Here is a 22,953-nt window from a genome sequence, read left to right as displayed (position 1 = left end):
TGCTGTTTGCTGCGTATCTGATGAGTATCAGTCATTGACGTCATCGTGGAGGCACACAGTGAAGCCCGAAGAACTGATCAGCGGAGCCGAAAATGTGATTGAAGCTATTGGTTGCTGGCCATCGTTTCACGACTCAGAGGTGATCTCGTTTTTGGTATCACGCGGCCTGCCGGACCAAGGTTTGGCTACTGTCGCGAAGCTATGCGTGCATTACCGAGAGCATGATGTGGTTGGTGCTGGGACGGCGGACTTTGAATACGTATGCCAGAAAAGTTTACTGGTTGAACTGATATTCAGTGATATCCATGACCTTTCACTGACAGATTTCAATCATCAAAACGTGCTCGAATCAATTGATCTGAAGCGATTACAAGACTTATCGATTCTCGTGGATATCGTCTCGATCTGGGGAGTTGTCGGAAGCATTCGTTGCAACCATGTAGCCGTTGGAGAGTTAACGAATCTACTGTCCTGATCCTCGCCGGCTCTACTTTGTACTCAGCTATACATTGTTTGGAAGGTCGCCAAGGAAGCCTGGTGCGGCTTGAGGTCGAGCAGGCTTCAACCGTTTTCACTTGGTACCGATCGTCTATATTGATTCAGCCTCTCGGTTTTATCGGACTGCGTTAAGGTCAGCTTTGGGCCGAAAATGGCCAGTCGCGACCGGCAAGAATCGTTGGTTTTCAAGGAATCCATGCAGGACGACTCGGCGGCTTTCTTAAATGCTGTATACGAGGCGACGGGGTCCTTGCAGCACGCCCGTCTCTCAGGCTTTCATAGTACATCTCTGAACCTAGCTGGTAACGACGGTGATGCGTCGCCTGCCCCTCCTGTTATCCCATGGACGGCTACGCCCCACATTGAGGAAGCTTCATTGCATGAACGCGTCATACAAAAACAGTCACATCAACAAGACGCTAGATGTCCTCACAGAGCTCAGCCAGTACAAGCCCCGGTCAGCGGCCGAACGCCGCACTGGATTCGAAGCCAGAGCTGAGCAAATCTCTAACTGGTGCATGGGGATAGCTGTCGCGCTCATGGTACCGGCATGGGGTTTGGCAGCATGGACATATTTTGGAAGGGGTCTATACGACAGCGTAAAGCTTGGAGCGTTAGTAATGGTTAGCCTTTCATGCGTGTTGGCGCTCCTGACAATGCTTCTACCTATTGTGGCAGCTGGCTTGTTGTTGTTCCGCTGGAAGGATGCCTCGCTTCAAAACCTGCTGAATGACATCCGGCATGAGCAAGCGATGGTTTACGCTCTTTCCCATCACGACGACGAAGTACTCATTGATGCGAAGTGCTGGCTTGAGCTGAAAATAAAGCGCATCGAAGCTCGTGTCGCCCATATTTTCGGCGATAAAAGCGCAGTGCTAGGCTTGCTTGCTTCCGGCTATTTTTTCGCCAAGGAATTTGGAGGTACCTCCGGTGGGCTCAGCTGGGTAGGAAGTACCCTCAGTTCGGGAATGACGCTCCAAAACTTTCCAAACATGATTTTGGTGATGATAGGTGCGGGGGTTGTGGGGTTATCGATTGGTACCGTTATGATCAGACATATCGCGACACGTTATCGTTATCAAGTGCAGCTAATTGAAATGGCCAGGCGTTAACCAGCGTTCAAGCATTGATGATGGTCCGATTCTGGCCTGGTGATTGAGCTCATATTCTGCGCTAGCGCTTAGTCGACTGACAGCTATCGACCTATAGCAGTCATTTGAATCGCATTGATTGACAGGCACTTCACCCGCTAAACCTAAGATTGTGCTGATGGTTAATTGATAGCAGACACTGGCTGATCGGTTGGATAAGCTGGGAGAACACCGTCGCACTGCTAGTGGAATCTGAAAGGTTGTAAGTAGATTCAGGTGCGTGGGGATTTTTGTTTACCTTACGAGGCACCATGGACTCTTCTTTTGACGAATTGATCGACAGGGCGATGCATCTGGGCGTACATCAAGTTGCCTACCCAATTGATATCTTCGGTATTGCTAGGTTGTTAGCAGAGCAAACCTCCGACGATGCGGAATTTGAAAAAATACTTTCACTGGTTTCAGACCCCGAGAACCACTTTACTCGTTGGGCAGCCATACGAGCCATTGTGATCCTGGGGCCTGCAGGGGTGACCAAAGCTCGCGAAACGCTGATCGTCAGGATGACGCTCGAGGATTTTCCTCTCGCCCGACAAGAATTACACAAGGCGCTGGCATTGATGACAGGGTGATGCAATCCCCCTGAAAAGGGAGTTAGCTGTCAGTTGGCTCAGCAGAGATGTTTATTCAGTACTGACCGCTATTGGCCGGAAGCAGCCATTAGCGATTGAACACTATCGGCCAGTGATGTGGTGGGCCGGGACCAACCCACTCCTTAAAAATCCTCTCAGTTTTGTTTTTACGCAGAGTCCAAACATGCCGCGATCCTGCTGAGCATCTCAGCTATCTATAACGTTCACAAAACGAAAAGACTTCAATTAACATCCTGCCTGGCAATATCAGGTTATCTGCCGGGGGCAGAGACATAAGTAATCTCTGCCCCCATCCACTCTTAAAAATCGAACCGCTGATCAAACACCTTCTGCTCACCCACCGACACGCTGCACTGACGGGCCACTTCAACAGGGATGACTTTACCCAGCAACGGCGTTAGTGCTGTGTAGAACACCTTGTCGCAGGCTGCATCTTTGCTGAAGGCTTGGGATTTGCCGTTCGCGTCGGCGGTAATCCGGCAGCTCGCTATCAGGTCAGTCGGCAATTCGCTCAAGGCCACGGCCTTGGAGCCGGAGCCTTGCAACTCGATCAACTCGTCGCAGCCGCCCTTGGCCGGGCCTTCCTTGATGGTTTTGGTGAAGGCCACGCGCTCGTAATCAGTGCCGGTGAACAGTACCTGATCGTTGACGGTCACGCGGTATTGCGACGGTTTGAAGGCGGTGGCTTTGATGCAGAACTGTGTGGCGACCGGCTTGCCGTTCACGTTGGCGGATGCCGATTTACAGCCTGGGGTGGCTTGGGTGAAAGAGGTATCAGGCGAGCTGACGCAACCGGCCAGCGACAGCAAACATGCACCAAACAACATTCTTTTCATGAGACTTCCTGTGCTCAAACAGACCACCTCCAGCAGGCGGCTCCGGGCACAGATCATATCAGCGACATGTCAGTTACAGGCACCTCAAGGCCAGAGCCCTTAACCTGTTTGAAAATCGAAACAGGCGGGTAAGTAGAGCTGAAATTTATGGGCGGCTCACGGCTGGGCTTTAACACCCTAGCCTCCTTCAAGATACTCGTATCGCCGCTGAATCGTCGCTAACTGCCCCGACTCGCGTAACGTCTCCAACGCCTTCGCCCAACCCGCCACCACCTCGTCATCACAATCCTGACTGAACGCGATGTATAACGACGACCGGTAAACCTCCACCGGTATCTGCCGCAATGTGCCGGGGGGAATTTTCAATTGGCGGCTGTAGTAAGCCACTCCGGCGTCGGTGTCACCGACGATGATGCTGGTGCGTCCGGCGAGGAGCATGCGGTAGAGCTGGGGACTCTGGGTGGCGGTTTTGTCGAGATTGGTGAAGTTGAGCGATTGCAAGGTGGTGGGCACCAGGCCCGCGTGTCGGGTGGTCACGATAGGAGCTTCCCGGAGTTGCTCCAGGGTATTCACCGGCGGCGCGTCGGCCATTTGGTAGGGATGGATGGATTCTTCGACGATAGGCCCGACCCATTTGTATAACGGCTCGCGCTCAGCCGTACGGAACATGGAGTACATGATGGTCCTGGATCGCGAGTTCAACGCGTAACTGGCGCGCATGCTGGGCAGCAGTACTATTTCAAACTTATCCCCGGTCAGCGCCATGATGGCCCGAACGATTTCGGTGGTCATGCCGGTAAGTTGGTTGTTCTCCATGTAGTTGTAAGGCGCCCACTCTTCGGTCACGATTTGATATTGCTCGGCTTTGGCGGGCAAGCCGAGGAACAGGCAGAGACAGAGCAAGGCTGCGTTGAGTGTTGAATGTCTCACGGGGTCTGCCTGGTGGGCTGTGCGCGGCACGGAGGGGCCTTGTCTGAAAGGTCAATCCAAGCATAGACCCTAATAGACATTTGATACTTTGAGCGGCTATTTAAACGGACGAATCATTAAGCCGCAGGTTGTGAGGATTCTGGCTTCCTGGCTTACGGACCGTCTGACGCAGCTTATCCCCTGCCCCGCCCATACTGCCCCGGCGTTGCGCCCATGATCGACTTGAACACCCGGGTTAAATGCGGCTGATCGGCAAACCCCGAAGCCATAGCCACTTCAGCCAGCCCGACGCCGCTTTTCAGTAATTTGTGGGCCTTACGTACGCGTGCCTGGAGTTGGTAGACATGGGGTGTCACTCCGCAGGTCTGGCGAAAGGCTCTCAGCAGCTGGAAAGCCGGGAGGCCAACGACTCTTGAGAGGTCGTCGAGGGTGACTTTGTCTGAGAGGTTTTCATCGAGATAGGTGCGGGCGACGGAGATTGCGACGGGTTCGTTGAAACGTGAGTCAGGCAGTTGGATAACACTTGTGTGCTGAGCCAGCAGCCGGATGATCATCGCGGTGATGCGCGACTGGCGCTCGAGCGCAGAGCAGGCTGTTTCCGAAAGGCGATGAAGCTCCAGCAAACTGGCGCTCAGCACCGGATCTTCAACCACGGGACTGGTAAAAACCGGGAGGCCGGTAATGCCGAAGTTATCTCGGGCCACTCTCAGGAAGACGTCTGGATGAACATGCAGCGTCCGGCATAACCAGCCGCCCGCGTCAGGCCGTCCACTGTGCAGCTCATCGGGGTTGATCAGAACAAAACTGCCGCGTTTGGCAATGCCGCTCGATCGCAGGGTCTGCAGAAAAACGCCGCCCGCCAGCACGATGCCGAGGCTGAACTCTTCATGGGTATGCCACGGGTAACGATGGTCGAAATACGCACCTTTAAGTAGCTCGGCATCGTACAAGTCGGCCATCGTCCAGACGCTGACTGAGTTTTTTCCGGATCCGGATTCGAAATCATCATGCACGGAAAATACCCCAAGGCTTTTGCAGAGAGATCAACCGAAGCATTGTACGCAAATATTTAACGCGCAAAGTTAAACCCTGCAAGATTCTTCAAGACCCTTGATGAACGGCTCCTTAAGGTATCAGGACCTACCAAATCAGGGATCACATCAATGGCGCGCATGCTGGGGCAGTTGCCGGACCGGAGTCTGCATAACGAAGGCCAGACACCTTCGGTCATGCTGTGCCCGCAACGACTTGAAGCCCCTTTGGAACATCACGCCATACCCGCGAGCTTGAACCTGACTGCCAAGGCCCTCGGGCCGGAATCCCACACGGCTTGCGCAGTGGCGGCGGTGGTTCATGAGTTGCGCCAGCCGCTGTCGTCGATGCTGTGCAACATTCAGGCGTCGATTCGCTGGCTGGATCGCGATGAACCCCAGGTGCCTGAAGCCTTACGAGGCCTCAGGGATTGCGCGACGCTCGCGAGACAAATGAGCCAGGTCAGTTCAGCCCTGCTGCAAACTTACTCCCAGCGCCAGATAGTGCCTTGTACCGTGCAACTTGATTCAGTCATGGCCGAGGTCATGGCGGGATTCGCAGAAGAGCTGGCGTGCCTGAGCATCGCCGTAAACCTCCAGGTCGAACCGGGCTGCAGCGTTCACGCCGACAGCACTCAGCTCTATTTAGTCCTGCGTAATCTCGTGTCCAACGCCATCGACGCCATCAGCGCCCAGCACGTAGAGAATCGGCAGATCTCTCTCGCGGCCTATCCCATGGCAGAAAAGACACTGATCTGCGTAATGGACAGCGGCCCCGGTATCACCGAAAGCTATCAAGCCTTTATCAGCGAGCCATTTTTCACGACCAAAGCAGACGGGATGGGAATGGGTCTGGCGATCTGCGAAACAATTCTCTCGCGTTACGACACAGCCCTCAGGCATACCGTCAGCAGACGTGGCGAAACCGTATTCATGTTTGCAATGCCCTCCGAAAAGGCCTGCATGTGATCAGAGCGATGACGGCTCAACTGGCAACACCAGCCTGAAAACTGTTCCTGCGCTATCGCTCGCCACACTGACATTTCCGCCATGGGCTTGCATGATCGAGTGCACGATGGCCAACCCCAATCCGCCAGAGTCGCCGGGCTGGTTGCGGGAAGGATCGCAGCGATAAAAGCGCTCGAAGAGATGAGGCAGATGCTCTGCACCGATGGGTTCGCCCAGGTTATGAACGTAAATCTCTAAACCGCCAGCGCCAGGCGTGCTGCCGATGGTGACCGGAGTATTCGGTGTGGCGTAGCGCAGGGCGTTAGCAATCAGATTGGCCAGTGCGCGGCGCAGTAATTCCGGGTCGGCGTTTAACGTGCCCTGGCTCTGGTTGATCAGCTCGATGCCGCGATCTTCGCCCATGCCTTCGAAGTAATCACACAGCTGTGCCACCAAGGCGTGCAGGTCGATCTGTTGACGGTTGATCGACGCTTTGGGCTGTTCGGTACGTGCGAGGAACAACATGCTGTCGATCATGCGTGCCAGGCGTTCGTATTCTTCCTGATTGGAAACCAGCAGCTCCTGATAGACCTCGGACGAGCGATTGCGGCCCAGCGCCTGTTGGGTCTGGCCCATCAGGTTGCTGAGCGGCGTACGCATTTCATGGGCGAGATCTTCACTGAAACGGGTGAGCTGAGCGAAGCCGTCTTCCAGCCGGGCAAGCATCTGGTTGAGCGCATGACTGAGGGCGCTGAGTTCGCTCACGTCCTTGAACTCATGCAGGCGCAGGTGCAGGTGTTGCACGTCGATGGCTGCAGCTCGTGTCGCCAGTTGCCGCACCGGACGTAAACCCCGCTGGCTGACCATCCAGCCCAGCAGAAACGCCAGCACAGCGCCGACCAGCAAGGCTATCCAGATTTTCATGCGATAGGCGCCAAGCATTTGTTCGCGCTCGTTCACCAGTTTGCCTGCGATGAGCGTGAGGTGCCGGCCGGTGCTTGGTACGTCAAACCACGCCAGCCGTAACGATTTATCACCTGGGCTATCACCCAACTGCGGTGAAGGCGCTGCCGGCAAGTCCGGCACAGGCAAGGAAAGCGGGTTGACGTCGATGAGCAATTGCCCCGCGTCATCGACAATCCACAGCACGTTGTCGCGGTTGCCCAGCATGTTTTCGTACAGCTGCGGACGTTTGCGCAAAGCGTCGATACTGTCGCTGTCAGTGATCAGCGCCTGCATACGCTGCACGCGACCGAGTAACGCTTGATCGTCTCGCCAGATTATTTCGCGCTGCAAAGACTGGTAGAGATAAAAACCAACGGCACCTAAAAGCAGCACGCTGACCAAGGCGAACATGAACGCCAGACGCAGGCTCAGCGTGCGAGGCCATAGGGTCATTGTTGCAGCTCCAGCAGGTAACCAATGCCGCGCACGGTGTGGATAAGTTTGGCCTGATACGGGTCGTCCACCTTGGCACGTAAACGGCGGATCGCGACGTCGACCACGTTGGTGTCGCTGTCGAAATTCATTTGCCAGACGTGAGAGGCGATCAGCGCACGGGACAAGACTTCACCCTCTCGACTGAGTAAAAGATGCAGCAGCGCGAACTCCTTGTTGGTCAGATTCAGGCGCTCGCCGTTGCGAGTGACTTTGCGCTTGAGCAAATCCAGATGCAGATCGGCGATCTGAAACTGTTCGACTTCACGGGGCGGTCCCCGACGCAGCAAGGTGCGAACCCGCGCCAGCAATTCGGCATAGGAGAAGGGTTTCACCAGATAATCATCGGCGCCCAGTTCGAGGCCTTTGACCCGATCCTCCACGGCATCGCGGGCGGTGAGGAACAGCACGGGCGTCTGCCATTTACGGCGAATGATCTGCAGCAGTTGCCAGCCATCGAGGCCGGGCAACATGACGTCGAGGATGATCAGGTCGAACTCGCTTTCCTGCACCAGATGCAGACCGTCCAGACCGTTCAACGCGACTTCCACCAGATAGCCGGATTCCCCCAGCCCTTTGCGCAGGTAATCCGCTGTTTTCGCTTCGTCTTCTACTACCAGGATACGCATTAAGTCCTCCGCCACTGACGCATAGCGTAAGCCGATCCGCGACCTCATCTCATTACAAATACGTAATCCGCAGGCAATCAGTTTGTGCGGAAGGCTTGGGCAGTATGGCTGGCAATTGCTAAGCCGAGCCTGAACCGGAGATTTTCATGCTGATACGAAGCGTCACCCTTTCTTTACTGACACTGGCCATGGGGTCCGGCGTCGCGTTGGCTGACGTGCCAAACGTTGCCCAGCGCCCGGATGTGACCCTCAAGCTTGCCAATGACCTGCTCAATGCAACCCTGGCGGCCTGCCACGCCGATGGCAAAACCGCCGTCGCCGCGGTGGTGGATCGCGGCGGCAATCTAGTTGCGGTGCAGCGCGATGACAACGTCGGCCCGCACAACACTCTCGCGGCGCAGCGTAAGGCGTTTACCGCGCTGTCGACCAAAACCCCGACGCGGCTGCTGTCCGAGCGCGCCCGCAACAATCCCGAAGCCGAGAACCTCAACACCCTTGATGAGCTGCTGCTGTTAGGCGGTGGCGTGCCTTTAAAAGTAGGCGATCAGGTCATCGGTGCCATCGGCGTAGCGGGCGCAGGCGGTGCAGAAGTCGATGAAGGCTGCGCGCTGAAAGGCATCACCCACGTTTTACCCAACCTCAAATAAGCAGGAGCATCTCATGAACATGCTGAAAACACTGATCGCGGGCGCTGTATTAAGCGGCCTTTCATCCATTGCGCTGGCCGCGGGTAATCCGCTGAGCGTACACGTGCTGAACCTGCAGGACGGCCTGCCCTCCTCCGATGTCAGCGTGACCCTGGAAAAACAGGAAGGTCAGGGCTGGAGCACGCTGAACAAAGGCGTAACCAACGAGCAAGGCCGGATTACCGGGCTGTACCCGGAAGGCAAAACGCTGGAAAAGGGCACCTATCGCGTGACGTTCAAGACCGGTGAGTGGTTCCAGAAGCACCAGACGGCGAGCTTCTTCCCGGAGGTACCGGTGATCTTCAACGTGGACGGCACCTTGCCGCATTACCACATCCCGCTGCTGATCAGCCCTTATGGGTTCTCGACGTATCGCGGGAGTTAATAAGGCAACCCTGGCATCGGTTCCTGCAGGAAGCGCCCGACATGAGCAAACGCCGAAGATAAAGCGAACTCTGTACTTGTGGGAGCCGGGCTTGCCCGCGATTCAGGCGACCCGGTTTCACAGCCAGACCGCGTCATCGTTCATCGCGAGCAAGCTCGGCTCCTACAAGGGATGCATTCCTGCCGAGATAACAGGGCAGACCCGACATGGGCAAACGCCGAAGGTAAAGCGAACTCCGTATTTGTGGGAGCCGGGCTTGCCCGCGATTTAGGCGACCCGGTTTCCCAGCCAGACCGCGTCATCGTTCATCGCGAGCAAGCTCGGCTCCTACAAGGGATGCATTCCTGCCGAGATAACAGGACAGACCCAACATGAGCAAACACCGAAGGTAAAGCGAACTCCGTATTTGTGGGAGCCGGGCTTGCCCGCGATACAGGCGACCCGGTTTCACAGCCAGACCGCGTCATCGTTCATCGCGAGCAAGCTCGGCTCCTACAAGGGATGCATTCCTGCCGAGATAACAGGGCAGACCCGACATGAGCAATCGCCGAACATAAAGCGAACTCCGTATTTGTGGGAGCCGGGCTTGCCCGCGATACAGGCGACCCGGTTTTACAGCCAGACCGCGTCATCGTTCATCGCCAGCAAGCGCGGCTCCTACCAGGGATGCATTCCTGCCGAGATAACAGGGCAGACCGCGTCATCGTTCATCGCGAGCAAGCGCGGCTCCTACAAGGGATGCATTCCTGCCTAGATAACAGGGCAGCCCCAACATGAGCAAACGCCGAACATAAAGCGAACTCCGTATTTGTGGGAGCCGGGCTTGCCCGCGATACAGGCGACCCGGTTTCACAGCCAGACCGCGTCATCGTTCATCGCGAGCAAGCTCGGCTCCTACAAGGGATGCATTCCTGCCGAGATAACAGGGCAGACCCGACATGAGCAAACGCCGAACATAAAGCGAACTCCGTATTTGTGAGAGCCGGGCTTGTCCGCGATTCAGGCGACCCGGTTTCACAGCCAGACCGCGTCATCGTTCATCGCGAGCAAGCTCGGCTCCTACAAGGGATGCATTCCTGCCGAGATAACAGGGCAGACCCGACACGAGCAATCGCCGAACATAAAGCGAACTCCGTATTTGTGGGAGCCGGGCTTGCCCGCGATTCAGGCGACCCGGTTTCACAGCCAGACCGCGTCATCGTTCATCGCGAGCAAGCTCGACTACCACAAGGGATGCATTCCTGCCGAGATAACAGGGCAGACCCGACATGAGCAAACGCCGAAGGTAAAGCGAACTCTGTCTTGTGGGAGCCGGGCTTGCCCGCGATGCAGGCGACCCGGTTTCAAAGCCAGACCGCGTCATCGTTCATCGCGAGCAAGCTCGGCTCCTACAAGGGATGCATTCCTGCCGAGATAACAGGGCAGAACCGACATGAGCAATCGCCGAAGATAAAGCGAACTCCGTATTTGTGGGAGCCGGGCTTGCCCGCGATACAGGCGACCTGGTTTCACAGCCAGGACCGCGTCATCGTTCATCGCGAGCAAGCTCGGCTCCTACAAGGGATGCATTCCTGCCGAGATAACAGGGCAGACCCGACATGAGCAAACGCCGAAGGTAAAGCGAACTCTGTCTTGTGGGAGCCGGGCTTGCCCGCGATTCAGGCGACCCGGTTTCACAGCCAGACCGCGTCATCGTTCATCGCGAGCAAGCTCGGCTCCTACAAGGGATGCATTCCTGCCGAGATAACAGGGCAGACCCGACATGAGCAATCGCCGAAGGTAAAGCGAACTCCGTATTTGTGGGAGCCGGGCTTGCCCGCGATTCAGGCGACCCGGTTTCACAGCCAGACCGCGTCATCGTTCATCGCGAGCAAGCTCGGCTCCTACAAGGGATGCATTCCTGCCGAGATAACAGGGCAGACCCGACATGGGCAAACGCCGAAGGTAAAGCGAACTCTGTACTTGTCGGAGCCGGGCTTGCCCGCGATACAGGCGACCTGATCTCAAAGGCATATCGCATGGTCCTTTCATCGCTAGCAAACTCGGTTCCAACGGGGTGCGATGGATTAATTACAAAGTAATGACGTCAACAAAACGTCAAATTATCGCATTTGTTACACATCACTTTTTTCAGCCGCCGAACGGGCGACGGTTTCCCGACACACGGTCACAACTTTTACGCTTCTCCGGGTCATATCTGAGTGCTGGCCGATTGGATCTTGGCAGCCAAGCAAACTAAGCCCGAGCCCGGAGATAAGTCCATGATTTATAACGTCCAAAATTTTGGCGCCAAAGGAGATGGTGTCACGGATGATACCGCTGCCATCCAGAAAGCTATTGATGCAGCCGCCGCTGCTGGTGGTGGGCAGGTTTACATTCCGCCTGGCACCTTCATTGTCAGCGGAGGCGAAGAACCGTCCGACGGCTGCCTGATGCTGAAAAGCAACGTGTACATGTTTGGCGACGGGATGGGCGTTTCGAACATCAAAGTGGCCGACGGCTCGGACACGAAAATCACCGGCATCATCCGCTCGGCCTATGGCGAAGAAACCCACGACTTCGGGCTCAGCAACCTGACCCTCGATGGCAACCGGGATAACACCACCGGCAAGATCGACGGCTGGTTCAACGGTTACATTCCCGGCCAGGAAGGTTACGACTCCAACGTCACTCTGGACGGCGTAGAAATCAAGGACTGCTCCGGCTACGGCTTCGACCCGCACGAACAGACCGTTAACATGGTCATCAAGAACAGCGTTTCCCACGGCAACGGCCTGGATGGCTTCGTCGCGGACTTTCTCAGCAACAGCACGTTCGAGAACAACGTCGCCTACGACAACGATCGCCACGGCTTCAACGTGGTCACCAGCACCCACGACTTCACCCTCACCAATAACGTCGCCTATAACAATGGCGGCGGCGGGATCGTGGTGCAGCGCGGCAGCGAAAATATTCCTTCGCCGAGCAATATCGTCATCACTGGCGGCGAGGTTTACGGCAATGGCGCCGAAGGCGTGCTCATCAAGTTGTCCAGCGATGTCACCCTCAGCGGCGTGAATATCCACGACAACGGCAGCGCCGGCGTGCGGATCTACGGCAGCAACAACGTTGACGTCACCGACAATACCCTCAGCAATAACGCCCTGAAAGGCGGCGTACCGGAAATCATCATCCAGTCCTACGACGACACCCTTGGCGTCTCCGGCAAGTATTTCAACGGCAGCGACAACACGATTCAGGGCAACACCATCACCGGCAGCAATCTGTCGACCTACGGCGTGGCAGAACGCAACGAAGACGGCACTGACCGCAACGCGATCATCGGCAACACCATTGGCCATACCACCAAAGGCGAAACACTGGTGTATGGCGATGGCAGTTACGTCAGCGCCACCGTGCCAGTGGTCACTGTTCAGGGCACCGAGGGTAACGACACGCTGATCGGCAGCAACGCCAATGAAATCCTTTACGGCGCAGCCGGTAACGACGTGATCGATGCCGGTGCCGGAGATGACATTCTGGTCGGCGGCGCGGGCATCGATAAGCTCACCGGCGGTACGGGCGCGGACACTTATCGCTTCGCCAGCCAGTCCGACAGCTATCGCACCGCGACTAACAGCTTTGTCGACACCATCACCGATTTCGACGTCACTCAAGACAAGATCGACCTCGCAGACCTGGGCTTCACCGGTCTGGGCACCGGTCGCGGCGGCACCTTGCAGGTCAGCTATAACGCCAGCACCGACCGCACCTACATCAAGGACTACGACGCGGATGCCAACGGCAATCGCTTCGAGCTGATTCTGAGCGGCAATCTCACCAGCACGCTGACCGCCGACAACTTCATTTTCAACCGGACGGTCACCGGTACCAGCGGCAACGACTCGTTGCAGGGCACGGACTCGGCAGACACCCTGCTCGGGCTCGCCGGTAATGACAGCCTGGCTGGCGGCGCGGGTGATGACACGCTCAATGGCGGCGCGGGCATGGACACCCTCAGTGGCGGAGCCGGAGCGGACACCTTTGTGTTCTCCGAGCGCACGGACAGCTACCGCAACTACAACGCGGGCGGCGCCAATCTGGGTGATCTGATCACCGACTTTGATCGCACTGCCGACAAGATCGACGTCTCGGCGCTGGGCTTTACCGGTCTGGGCGACGGCAAGAACAACACGCTGTATCTGGTGCTCAACGACACCGGAACCAAGACCTACATCAAGTCGCTCGAAGCTGACGCCAATGGCAACCGATTTGAGATCGCGCTGGATGGCAATTACCTCGACAAGCTGACCAACGCCAACTTCGTCTTCGCCACCGCGCCCACCACCAATCAGGCTCCGGTAGTTGCAACGCCATTGCTGGATCAGAACGCGACGGAAAACACCGCCTTCAGCTATGTCGTTCCTGCCACCAGTTTCACTGACCCGGATAACGACAGCCTGAGCTACACAGCCTCCCTCGCCGACGGCAGCGCCCTGCCCGGCTGGCTGACCTTCGACGCAGCCACTCGCACGCTGAGCGGCACGCCGGACAGCACCGCTTCGGGCAACTACTCAGTGAAGATCACTGCGACTGACGGCAGCAACGCCACGGTCAGCGACAGTTTCACGCTGGCGGTGCAAGACGTTCCTGGTGCGCCGATCATCATCAATGGCACGCCAAACAACGACACACTGACGGGCACTGCGGCCAACGAACAGTTGCTGGGCGGCGCCGGTAACGACACGCTCAATGGCGGCGCGGGCAACGATATTCTTGTCGGTGGTGCAGGCGCGGACAAACTTACTGGCGGCGACGGGGCTGACGTCTTCCGCTTCACATCAAAGATGGACAGCTACCGCACCAGCACGACCAGCGCCAGTGATCAGATTCTTGATTTCGATGTGGCCGCCGACAAGATCGACGTCTCGACGCTGGGTTATACCGGCCTGGGCAACGGCCTGAACGGCACGCTGCAGGTGACTTACAACGCCTCGAACAACCGCACTTATCTCAAAGACAACACGGTCGACGCCAACGGCAACCGCTTCGAGATTTCAATGGCAGGCAATCTGGTCAACAGCCTCACGACCAGCCATTTCGTGTTCGCCGACCAGAACACGCCGAGCAACGTCGCGCCGGTGGTGGTCATCCCGTTGCTGGACCAGAACGCCACTGAAAACACCGCTTTCTCGTACACCGTCACCAGCAACAGCTTTGCCGATGGCAACAAAGATGCATTGAGCTACAGCGCTACCCTTGCAGACGGTACAGCGCTGCCTTCCTGGTTGAGCTTTGACGCCGTCAACCTGACCTTCAGCGGCACGCCGACCAGCACCGCAGCAGGCAATTACGACGTGCTGATCAAAGCCACCGATCCCGCGGGCGCGTCGGTCAGTGACAACTTTGCCTTGGTGGTGGCGGATGCACCCGCCAATACCCTCGCGGGCACCGACAACGCTGAAACCCTGACCGGTACGGCAGGCGCTGACCTGATCCTCGGTCTGGGTGGCAACGATACGATTCGCGCCGGTGCCGGGACAGACATCATCGACGGCGGCGCTGGGCGTGACTCCCTTTACGGTGGCGAAGGTGCCGACACGTTCCGCTACAGCAACGTGCTCGACAGCTATCGCGACTATGACGCTGGAGGTGTCACGGCCACGGACACGATCTATGACTTCACCCAGGGTGTGGACAAGATCGATGTCTCAGCTTTGGGCTTCCTCGGGTTGGGCGACGGCAGCAACGGCACGCTGTACATGACCCTCAATGAGGCGGGCGACAAGACTTACGTAAAATCCAGCGTCCCCGACGCCGATGGCAATCGCTTTGAGATCGCCCTCAGTGGTAATTACCTCAACACCCTGACCGCCGACGATTTCGTTTTTGGCGAACGTGCCCAGCAGGACATTCTCTACTTGCCGACGCTCGGCCAATCCAATGCGCGTCTGCTGCGGATGACCGAGGACGATGATCAGTCCGGCACGTCCATGCTGGTCAACGACCTGAGCAAGTACACCACTTACGACGTGCGCAGCCAGTTCAACGATGCCGACGGCAATGGCATCGACATCGCAGTCGGTGGCAGCACCGTCAACGGGATGTCCACACTGGGCGCTGAAGAGCTGAAATTGTGCTGGTGGTTAACCGACACTAACGAGCCGGGCCCGGCGCTGTTGCGTGCCGTTGCGCTGCTGCAGAACCAGCTCACCGAGCTCAAGGCCATCGATAACGTCAAGATGGGCATCATCTGGGGTCAGGGCGAAGAAGCGGCGCAGGAAATTGGCCGGGCAACTGACAAACAGGCAGCAGCAGCTGACTACAAAACCGCAACGCTGGCGGTGTTCGACTACCTGCACGCTCAGCTCGGCAGCTTCGACGTGTACATGATGGAGACCGGTCACTACGACCAGGACGCCGCCCGTGCACGGGGTTACTCGGAAGAGAAGATCGCCCAGATCGTGGAAGGTGTGGACTATGTCCGCTCGACTCAGGAAGCCATCGCTGCCGAGCGCACCGACGTCAAACTGGCTGTCGACTACACCGACTTGCCGTTGCGTCACGAAGTCGATCCGCTGGTGTATCCCGATGACGTCTGGCACTTGCACGAAGAGTCGGCAGAAATCGTCGGCCAGCGTCTGGCTGACTACATCGCCGATGACCTTGGCTACAAGGGCAACCCTGACGACAACAACAGCGTGCAGGACATCTTCGATAACGCTCATAACGAAGGCGGCATGATCTTCGGCACCGATCAGGCCGACACGCTGGTTGGCACTTCGGGTAACGACACGCTGGACGGCGACCTTGGCGCTGACACCATGACCGGCGGCGACGGCAACGACATTTATGTGGTCGACAACGCCTTCGACAGCGTGGTGGAAACCAACACCTCTCCTGCGCAGATCGACACCGTGCAGGCCTCGGTGAGCTGGACGCTGGGCGACAACCTGGAAAATCTGGTGTTGACCGGCGTCTCGGCAATCGACGGGACAGGCAACGCGGTGCGCAACTTCATTACCGGTAACTCGGCCAATAACGTGATCAACGGTGGGGCTGGCGCGGACAGCATGAGTGGCGGCAACGGCAGTGACACGTATTACGTGGACGACTCCGGCGACAACGTGATCGAGACCAACAGTGACAAGGTGTCGGGCGGGATCGACAGCGTGCACAGCAATCTGGCGACCTACACGCTCACGGCGAACGTTGAAAACCTGTACATCGACAGCAACGCAGCGGCCAATGGCATCGGCAACGCGCTGGACAACATCCTGTTCGCGGGCGCTGGGGATAACGTGCTGGAAGGCCGTGACGGCAACGATACGGTTTCGTTCGAGCGCGCACTGGCGGGTATCACTGCGACCCTGTCGACCTCCGCGCAACAGAACACTGTCGGCTCGGGGCTCGATACCCTCAAAGGCATCGAAAACCTGATAGGTAGTGCTTATGCCGACACCCTCTCGGGCAACAGCGGCGCCAACGTGCTCAATGGCGGTGCGGGCAATGACACGCTGGTGGGCGGCGCAGGTAACGACCGGTTGATTGGTGGTGAAGGAACCGACACTCTGACGGGCGGAACAGGCGCTGACACTTACGTCTTTGGTTCGCTCTCGGAAATGGGAACGGGTGCATTGCGGGACGTCATCAGCGGCTTTAAAACCGCCGAGGGCGATCAACTGGACTTCACCGGCCTGGATGCCAACCCGCTGACTACCGGGATGGACGCCTTCAAGTTCATCGGCAACAACGCCTTCGACACCGCAGACGCCACCGGCCAGCTTCGTTTCGCCGACGGCATCCTGTACGGCAGCCTGAATGCTGATGCGACGCCGGAGTTCGAAATCCAGCTGGTCGGCGTCAAGGAGCTGCACGCCAGCGACTTCACGGCCTGATCAGTCGGAGGAATCCGGTGCGGCTTCTGATATCAGGGGCCGCATCGGATTTCTACACATTGGTCTGTAGGAGCTGCCGAAAGGCTGCGAATGCGTTTTGCCTGATACACCGAGGTTCGCAGCCTTCGGCAGCTCCTACGGGTTTCAGCATCATCCCTGTGGGAGCCGGGCTTGCCCGCGATAAGGTTTCGGTGATCTGTCTGCCAGATCGCGGTGCCTTTATCGCGGGCAAGCCCGGCTCCCACAGGGATGATGCGATCCCAATATTGGCGCGATGTCGTGGGACCGGCTTTAGCCGTACAGTCGCTGCATCCATGTCGTCAGATATGCAGCGTTCCCGGCTAAAGCCAGTCCCACGTCATCACATCAACCTGCGCGAAAACCTGGGTCTACCATCTGGATCTGTGCGAGCTGGAATATGGCAGCCCCCTCAAAACAACCGCTGCACCTGTTCCAGCACGCCGCGGTTCATTTGGCCGGTGTGGGTGTGCAAGCTGACGTAGCTCTGCAGCATATCGAGCTTGGTATTGAGCAAATCACGACGAGCCTGAAACACACGCTGTTGCGCATCGAGGATGTCGACAGTCGAGCGCACACCGCCTTGAAAGCCTTTCTCCGTAGAGGTCAGCGCCTTTTGGTTGGACTCCACCGCACGCTGCATAGCCTTGGTTTTGGAAAACCCTGCAACCACGCCCAGATAATCCGTCTCGATGTCTTCCGACAATTGTTGGCGTTGCACGTCGTAATCCGATTGTGCGCCCGCCAATTGAGCTTCAGCCTTGGCCACCGAGGCCCGAACCGATCCGCCACGATACAGCGGAATATCCAGCTGCACCCCTACGTAATAGGTGTCCTGACGGGGATCGAGGTCCTGATACTGACGGGTCTCCCGACGCGTCAACTGGGTGGTTAACGACAGCGTCGGATAATGTCCGGCGCGCTGCGTGTCCGCCTGTGCCTCGGCCACTCTCATGGCCGCCAGACGCGCCGCCAATTCCGGGCTGGCGTCCTTGGCAATAGCCGTCCAGTAAGACAAATCCTGTTCCGGCGGGATCGGGCTATTGGCCGCAAGCTCTTCGCGCATTGGCTGGATATCAGCAATCGGCACATTCGCTCGCCCGGACAATGCGCGCAATGCCGCGACCCGACGGGCCACGGCTTCTGCCTCCTGCGCCTCAACGAGGTCCAGACGCGCCTGAGCTTCATCGATGTCGGTGATAGCGCCCTGGCCGGACTTGAACAGCTTTTGGCTTTGCGTGACCAGACCGCTGATAGCGGCCTTCTGCTGGGCGATCAGTTTGATCTCGTTTTCGGCCCGAGCCACATCGAAATAAGCTTTGGCCACGCGGTCATAAAGGCTCTGGTTGGCGACGTCGAATTGCTGCGTGCCCAAAACCCCACGTGCCTTGCCCTCTTGATACGCCGCCCAGCGGCCTTTGTCATACAGCGGTTGTTGCGCGGCAAGCGTGACGTTGTTGGCCTGGTAATCATTGCTGTTCACATAGCCGTTATCGCTGCCGCCATCGGTACGTCCGCCATTGCCATAGCGCGAGGTCAAAGAGACCTGCGGATAAAGGCCGCCACGACCGATGGCCTCCTCTTGCCGGGACGCATCGTAAGCATGACCGGCGGACTTCAGTGTCGGGTCATTAAGGCGTGAAGCGTCATAGGCTTCGATCAGGCTCAGCCCGGCCTCAGCGGCCCACGCAGGACTGAACACCACCCAGCCGGCCCAAAGACCTACCAGCAAACGGCAACGGCGAGAGCGCTGGATCATGCTCATTCCTCTTTGAATGCAGCGAGCATGCGTTCGCGCAGGGGCTTCATCAGGTAATTCATCAGCGTGCGCTCCCCAGTCACCACCGTGACATCGGCAAGCATGCCGGGACGCACCAACAATCCAGCGTTTTGCAGCGCGACCACCGTCTCGGCAGGGATCTGGACCTTGGCGGAGAAGTACGGCCGGCGGGTCTGCTCATCAAGCAACTGGTCCGCCGAAACCGTGCTCACAACCCCCGTCACGGTCGGCGTATCAACCCGTTGCAGCGCAGTGAAATGCACATGCACGGGTAACCCCGGGCGTAATTTGTTCGCCATCAGTGGCTCGAAACGCGCAGTGATTGCCATCGGCGCGTCCAGAGGCACTACTTGCATCAGGTTTTGCCCGGCCTGCGCGACGCCGCCCACGGTATGAATCGTCACGTCCATGATCTGCCCGGAAACCGGGGCACGAATGGCGCCGCTTTCGACCTCGAACTGCAGCGCACTAATCTGATCAGCAAAACCTGCTGCCTCGGCGGAAACCTCGCTGAGCTGAGTCTCGGCGTCGCGACGGAATTCCTGCTGGGTCTGAAGCGCCTTGAGCCGGCTTTCATTGATGGCCTGGCGCGTTTTGCCCACATCACCCACACCGGATGCAATTTGCCCGGCCAGTTGCGCCGCGTTGCGTTCTGCCTCGAAAAGTTTGTTGCGCGGTACATAACCTTCTCGCGCCAGATCACGCAGGCCTTCAAGCTCCTGCTGCTGGAATTGCATCTGCGCATCGTAGTTGCGCTTCACGCCCTCGTAGCCGCGCAACTGTTGCTGCAACGATTCGATTTCGTGTTCGATTATTTTCAAACGGCTGGCCAGCTCGGCGCGGCGGGTCTCGAACAACTGAGTCTGCAACCCCATCGCTGCTTTGATTCTTGGCTCCTGGGCACGCTCAAGTAGCTCAGGCGGCCACTCGATAGCGGCGCTCCCCAGACGCTCAGCGATCAAGCGCGCTTCAACGGCGCGATCATTGAGCAACTTGCCTTGGGTGACATCCAGCTGCGACTGCGCTCGCAACGTGTTGAGCTGCACCAGCAATTGGCCTTGGCTGACGTGATCGCCATCACTGACCAACAGCTTCTCAACCACACCGCCGACCAGGGTTTGTACCGCCTTGCGCTCACCGGCAACCACCACAGTGCCGCTGCCGACCACTCCCTGATCAAGCGGCGCAAGACACGCCCACAGGAGAAAACTGCCCAGTGCGACGCAAAGAAAAATAACCCCGTAACGCGCAGCGCCGCCCGCATCGGTACTGACTTCAGATGCCATGCCTGAATGACGCACGCTGACAGGATTTTCGCTGCGCACGTTGGCGCCCGGCTCAAGATCACGCATCTTTACTGGCCACCATGACTGGAGCGTTTTTTTCCGCTGGCATCAACGCCTTGAGCACCCGATCCCGTGGACCGAACGCCTGCTGTCCACCGTCCTTGAGCAACAGAATGTGATCGACCACGGCCAATATGCCGGGCCGGTGGGTAATCAGCACCACTGTACTGCCCGCCGCCTTGAGGGCTTTGACCGCCTGAATAAGCGCCAACTCGCCCGCCTCGTCCAGATTGGAGTTGGGTTCATCGAGCACGATCAATGCCGGGTTGCCATACAGCGCACGAGCCAGGCCAAGACGCTGCTTCTGGCCGCCGGACAATCCGAGCCCGCCAGGCCCCAGCGGCGTGTCGTAACCTTTGGGAAAGTGCAGGATCATTTCGTGAATACCCGCATGGCGACTCGCCGTGATGATTTTGTCGGCATCCTGCTCACCAAAGCGGGCAATATTGTCGGCGACGGTGCCGTCAAACAGCTCGATATCCTGAGGCAAGTAACCCAGGTGAGGACCTAATGCATCATGCGTCCACTGACTGATTTCGGCGCTGTCCAGCCGTACCGAACCGCCTATCGCAGGCCAGACGCCGACCAGCGCTCTGGCCAATGTGGATTTTCCGCTGGCGCTGGCGCCGATCACCGCCAGCACGTCGCCTTTAGCAAGGGCGAAATTGATGCCACGCAGGATCGGTTGCGATGCGCCCGGCGGGCCTACATAAAGTTGCTCCAGTCGCACAGCGCCCGTTGGTGGTGGCAACGGCATGCGCAATCGCTCGCGGGGATGCGTGGTCAGTAACTGGCTCAAACGCTGATAACTCTGGCGCCCGGAATTGAACTGTTTCCAGGAACCAATAGCGATTTCAACCGGGGCCAGCGCGCGTCCGAGCAACAGCGACATAGCGATCATCATGCCCGCCGACAGCTCGCCTTCGAGCACCAGCAATGCGCCCAGGCCCAGCGCCAGCGATTGCCCGGATATACGCACGAAACGCGTGGCCGAAGTGATCCGCGCACTGCGGTCACTGGCATGCGCCTGAGCGGCAATGATTCGTTGCTGCAGCAGACTCCAGCGTTGGCGCAAGGGCCCGAGCATGCCCAACGCTCTGATCACCTCGGCATTTTGCAAGGTGCTGTTGACGTAAGCCGCCGAACTCACGCTCAGGCGATTGGCTTCGCCAAGACGAACCCGCGTCGCCAGTTCGCCCCACAGTGCCAGACCAATCAACACGATGGCGAGGACCAGTGTCAGCAGGCCAAACCAAGGATGAATAATGAATGCCACCAACAGGAATATCGGCAGCCATGGTGCATCCAGCAAGGCAATCAAACCCTGCCCGGTGATCAACTGCCGGAGCGTGGCCAGATCGCTGAGAACCTGTGCCGGATTGGCGTTGTGCTCTTGCAGGCTACGGGCGAATGCAGCATCGAACACCCGCTCGCCCAGCGCCTCATCGAGCCCCGCACTCATGCGAATCATCACTTGGCTGCGCACCCACTCGATCAGCCCGCTGAAAAAGAACAAGCCCAGCGCGATCAAGGTCAGCATGACCAATGTGGTTTCATTACGGCTGGTGAGCACCCGGTCATAGACCTGCATCATGTACAACGACGGCACCAGCACAAGCAGGTTGATCACCCCACTGAACAGCGCCAACGACCAGAACACCCGGCGGTAGGAGAGCAAAGCGGCATCAATGTCATGACGCGGATCAAGCGAGAAACGCATAGTGTGTCGACCGGTAAAGAAGTGTCAGTGTGTGCCGCAATCCATGCGCCGGGGGTTGAGCTGAAGGTGAAACTGCAACTATCTGATTTGGTTCTTTTCTGTAGCAGCTCACGAGCACCGCGAGGCAGCGATGGCGGCCTGTCTGACACTCCGCTATCGCGGCCTCGCAGTGCTCGTGCGCTCCTACGGATCAATCATTTGGTGCAAGATTTCCCGCTGCCAGTAACGAGGTTACAAGGCCAGCCATGCCGGAGTGTCAATGTCCCGCCAATCCGCAAGTGATCGACAGCACTTCGCCAGCATAGTGCCTGTTTTATGGGGAAATTTCTGCTCGGCTCATAATAAGCCGCTGACTAGAGAGGTCGCAAACGTCCAGGTCCCGGCGTATCCAGCCAGGGACCTGTCGTTCACTGCATGACTCAGAGGAAGGTGAACACCGATTCGGCAGCCAGCCGCGACTTCGGCAGTTTGGCGTTGAAATCGGTTTCGCTGCGATAGCCCAGGCTGACGATGACCAGACTGGTAAAACCCTGTTCGCGCAGGCCGAGCTCTTCATCCAGCTTCTTGAAGTCGAAGCCTTCCATCGGCGTGGCATCCAGCCCCAATGAAGCCGCGCCCAGCAACAAGGTGCCCAGTGCCAGATAGGTTTGTTTTTCCATCCAGTGCTGCACGTCTTTCTGGTCGTAGCGGTGCATATCGACATAGCCGCGACGGATTTTGTCCTGGCCAGCCTTGGCCTCGGCATTCTGAAAACGACCGTCCAGATCTTCCTGATCCAGCACAGCGTGCAGGTGAGCCTCGGTCATCTCGGTGCGGGTGCAGAGCACGATGACGTGAGACGCGTTGAGGATCTTTGCCTCGTTATAGGCAAAACCATCCTGCGCACCTTTGGCGATACGTGCCTTGCCCTGCTGGTCAGCGGCAACGATGAAATGCCAGGGCTGCGAGTTCACCGATGAAGGGCTGTGACGCAGTTGGTCGAGCAGTGTATCGATGCTCGCCTGAGGAATTTTACGGGTCGCGTCGTAAGCTTTGGTGGTGTAACGGCTCTTGGCGAGGCTGGTGAGTTCCATGATGTTCTCCGGTCA

18 protein-coding genes are annotated in these 22,953 nt (G+C 57.8%); 9 read left to right on the top strand and 9 right to left on the bottom strand.

What is annotated here, in order from left to right:
- Positions 1-58: 58 nt before the first annotated feature.
- The 3 genes from ABRP31_RS03760 to ABRP31_RS03750 all read left to right on the top strand — a co-directional run bounded on the left by ABRP31_RS03760 (position 59) and on the right by ABRP31_RS03750 (position 2,221).
- Positions 59-475: an Imm50 family immunity protein gene (locus ABRP31_RS03760; RefSeq protein WP_349973561.1), complete on the top strand. Its 417-nt coding sequence runs from the start codon at positions 59-61 to the stop codon at positions 473-475.
- A gap of 403 nt (positions 476-878) precedes the next feature.
- Complete coding sequence (locus ABRP31_RS03755; protein WP_349973558.1) at positions 879-1,610, top strand: hypothetical protein; 732 nt, start codon at positions 879-881, stop codon at positions 1,608-1,610.
- Between the two features lie 290 nt (positions 1,611-1,900).
- Complete coding sequence (locus ABRP31_RS03750; RefSeq protein ID WP_349973556.1) at positions 1,901-2,221, top strand: hypothetical protein; 321 nt, start codon at positions 1,901-1,903, stop codon at positions 2,219-2,221.
- A 320-nt stretch (positions 2,222-2,541) separates the two neighbouring features.
- Here the strand turns inward: ABRP31_RS03750 and ABRP31_RS03745 are convergent, their stop codons facing one another.
- From ABRP31_RS03745 to ABRP31_RS03735, 3 genes are all read right to left on the bottom strand, one after another.
- Positions 2,542-3,078 carry a hypothetical protein gene (locus tag ABRP31_RS03745; protein WP_349973555.1) on the bottom strand — a complete coding sequence of 179 codons (537 nt, stop codon included), beginning with the start codon at positions 3,076-3,078 and terminating at the stop codon, positions 2,542-2,544.
- Between the two features lie 177 nt (positions 3,079-3,255).
- A complete protein-coding gene (locus tag ABRP31_RS03740) occupies positions 3,256-4,008 on the bottom strand; it encodes an ABC transporter substrate-binding protein (RefSeq protein WP_087274246.1) in 753 nt (250 codons plus the stop codon).
- A gap of 173 nt (positions 4,009-4,181) precedes the next feature.
- Entirely contained in the window at positions 4,182-5,021 is an 840-nt protein-coding gene (locus tag ABRP31_RS03735; RefSeq protein ID WP_349973552.1) for an AraC family transcriptional regulator, read from the bottom strand.
- Between the two features lie 150 nt (positions 5,022-5,171).
- On the opposite strand from ABRP31_RS03735, the gene ABRP31_RS03730 reads away from it, so the two are divergent.
- Positions 5,172-6,008 carry a HAMP domain-containing sensor histidine kinase gene (locus tag ABRP31_RS03730; protein WP_349973549.1) on the top strand — a complete coding sequence of 279 codons (837 nt, stop codon included), beginning with the start codon at positions 5,172-5,174 and terminating at the stop codon, positions 6,006-6,008.
- On the opposite strand, the gene ABRP31_RS03725 is transcribed toward ABRP31_RS03730, so the two are convergent.
- On the bottom strand, positions 6,009-7,385 hold the full coding sequence (locus tag ABRP31_RS03725) for a heavy metal sensor histidine kinase (RefSeq protein WP_349973547.1): 1,377 nt from the start codon (positions 7,383-7,385) through the stop codon (positions 6,009-6,011).
- A complete protein-coding gene (locus ABRP31_RS03720; RefSeq protein WP_087274254.1) occupies positions 7,382-8,053 on the bottom strand; it encodes a heavy metal response regulator transcription factor in 672 nt (223 codons plus the stop codon). The genes ABRP31_RS03725 and ABRP31_RS03720 overlap by 4 nt, the downstream gene beginning before the upstream one ends.
- Positions 8,054-8,199: 146 nt before the next feature.
- Between ABRP31_RS03720 and ABRP31_RS03715 the strand changes: the two genes are divergently transcribed.
- From ABRP31_RS03715 to ABRP31_RS03695, 5 genes are all read left to right on the top strand, one after another.
- Positions 8,200-8,700: a heme-binding protein gene (locus tag ABRP31_RS03715; protein WP_372489331.1), complete on the top strand. Its 501-nt coding sequence runs from the start codon at positions 8,200-8,202 to the stop codon at positions 8,698-8,700.
- Between the two features lie 13 nt (positions 8,701-8,713).
- Entirely contained in the window at positions 8,714-9,124 is a 411-nt protein-coding gene (gene uraH, locus ABRP31_RS03710; RefSeq protein WP_087274256.1) for a hydroxyisourate hydrolase, read from the top strand.
- A gap of 421 nt (positions 9,125-9,545) precedes the next feature.
- A complete protein-coding gene (locus ABRP31_RS03705) occupies positions 9,546-9,878 on the top strand; it encodes a hypothetical protein (RefSeq protein ID WP_372489330.1) in 333 nt (110 codons plus the stop codon).
- An 893-nt stretch (positions 9,879-10,771) separates the two neighbouring features.
- A complete protein-coding gene (locus tag ABRP31_RS03700) occupies positions 10,772-11,125 on the top strand; it encodes a hypothetical protein (RefSeq protein WP_372489329.1) in 354 nt (117 codons plus the stop codon).
- 260 nt (positions 11,126-11,385) lie between these two features.
- The gene (locus ABRP31_RS03695) at positions 11,386-17,001 is read left to right on the top strand and encodes a putative Ig domain-containing protein (protein WP_349973102.1); all 5,616 of its coding nucleotides are present in this window, start codon (positions 11,386-11,388) and stop codon (positions 16,999-17,001) included.
- Between the two features lie 430 nt (positions 17,002-17,431).
- Here ABRP31_RS03695 and ABRP31_RS03690 read toward each other — a convergent pair whose 3' ends face one another.
- From ABRP31_RS03690 to nfsB, 4 genes are all read right to left on the bottom strand, one after another.
- Entirely contained in the window at positions 17,432-18,778 is a 1,347-nt protein-coding gene (locus tag ABRP31_RS03690; protein ID WP_349973100.1) for a TolC family outer membrane protein, read from the bottom strand.
- A 2-nt stretch (positions 18,779-18,780) separates the two neighbouring features.
- Positions 18,781-20,151, bottom strand: coding sequence for an HlyD family type I secretion periplasmic adaptor subunit (locus tag ABRP31_RS03685; RefSeq protein WP_349973097.1), 1,371 nt, complete (start codon positions 20,149-20,151; stop codon positions 18,781-18,783).
- Positions 20,144-21,865 (bottom strand): type I secretion system permease/ATPase, encoded by a 1,722-nt coding sequence (locus ABRP31_RS03680; RefSeq protein ID WP_349973094.1) that lies wholly within the window; start codon positions 21,863-21,865, stop codon positions 20,144-20,146. Before ABRP31_RS03680 ends, ABRP31_RS03685 begins: the two co-directional genes overlap by 8 nt.
- A 419-nt stretch (positions 21,866-22,284) precedes the next feature.
- Complete coding sequence (gene nfsB, locus ABRP31_RS03675; RefSeq protein WP_349973092.1) at positions 22,285-22,938, bottom strand: oxygen-insensitive NAD(P)H nitroreductase; 654 nt, start codon at positions 22,936-22,938, stop codon at positions 22,285-22,287.
- Positions 22,939-22,953: the final 15 nt, after the last annotated feature.

Origin of the sequence: Pseudomonas caspiana, assembly GCF_040224095.2 — a bacterium.
In the GTDB taxonomy this organism is placed as follows: Bacteria; Pseudomonadota; Gammaproteobacteria; order Pseudomonadales; family Pseudomonadaceae; genus Aquipseudomonas; species Aquipseudomonas caspiana.
This window is presented reverse-complemented; position numbering and strand designations above follow the sequence as displayed.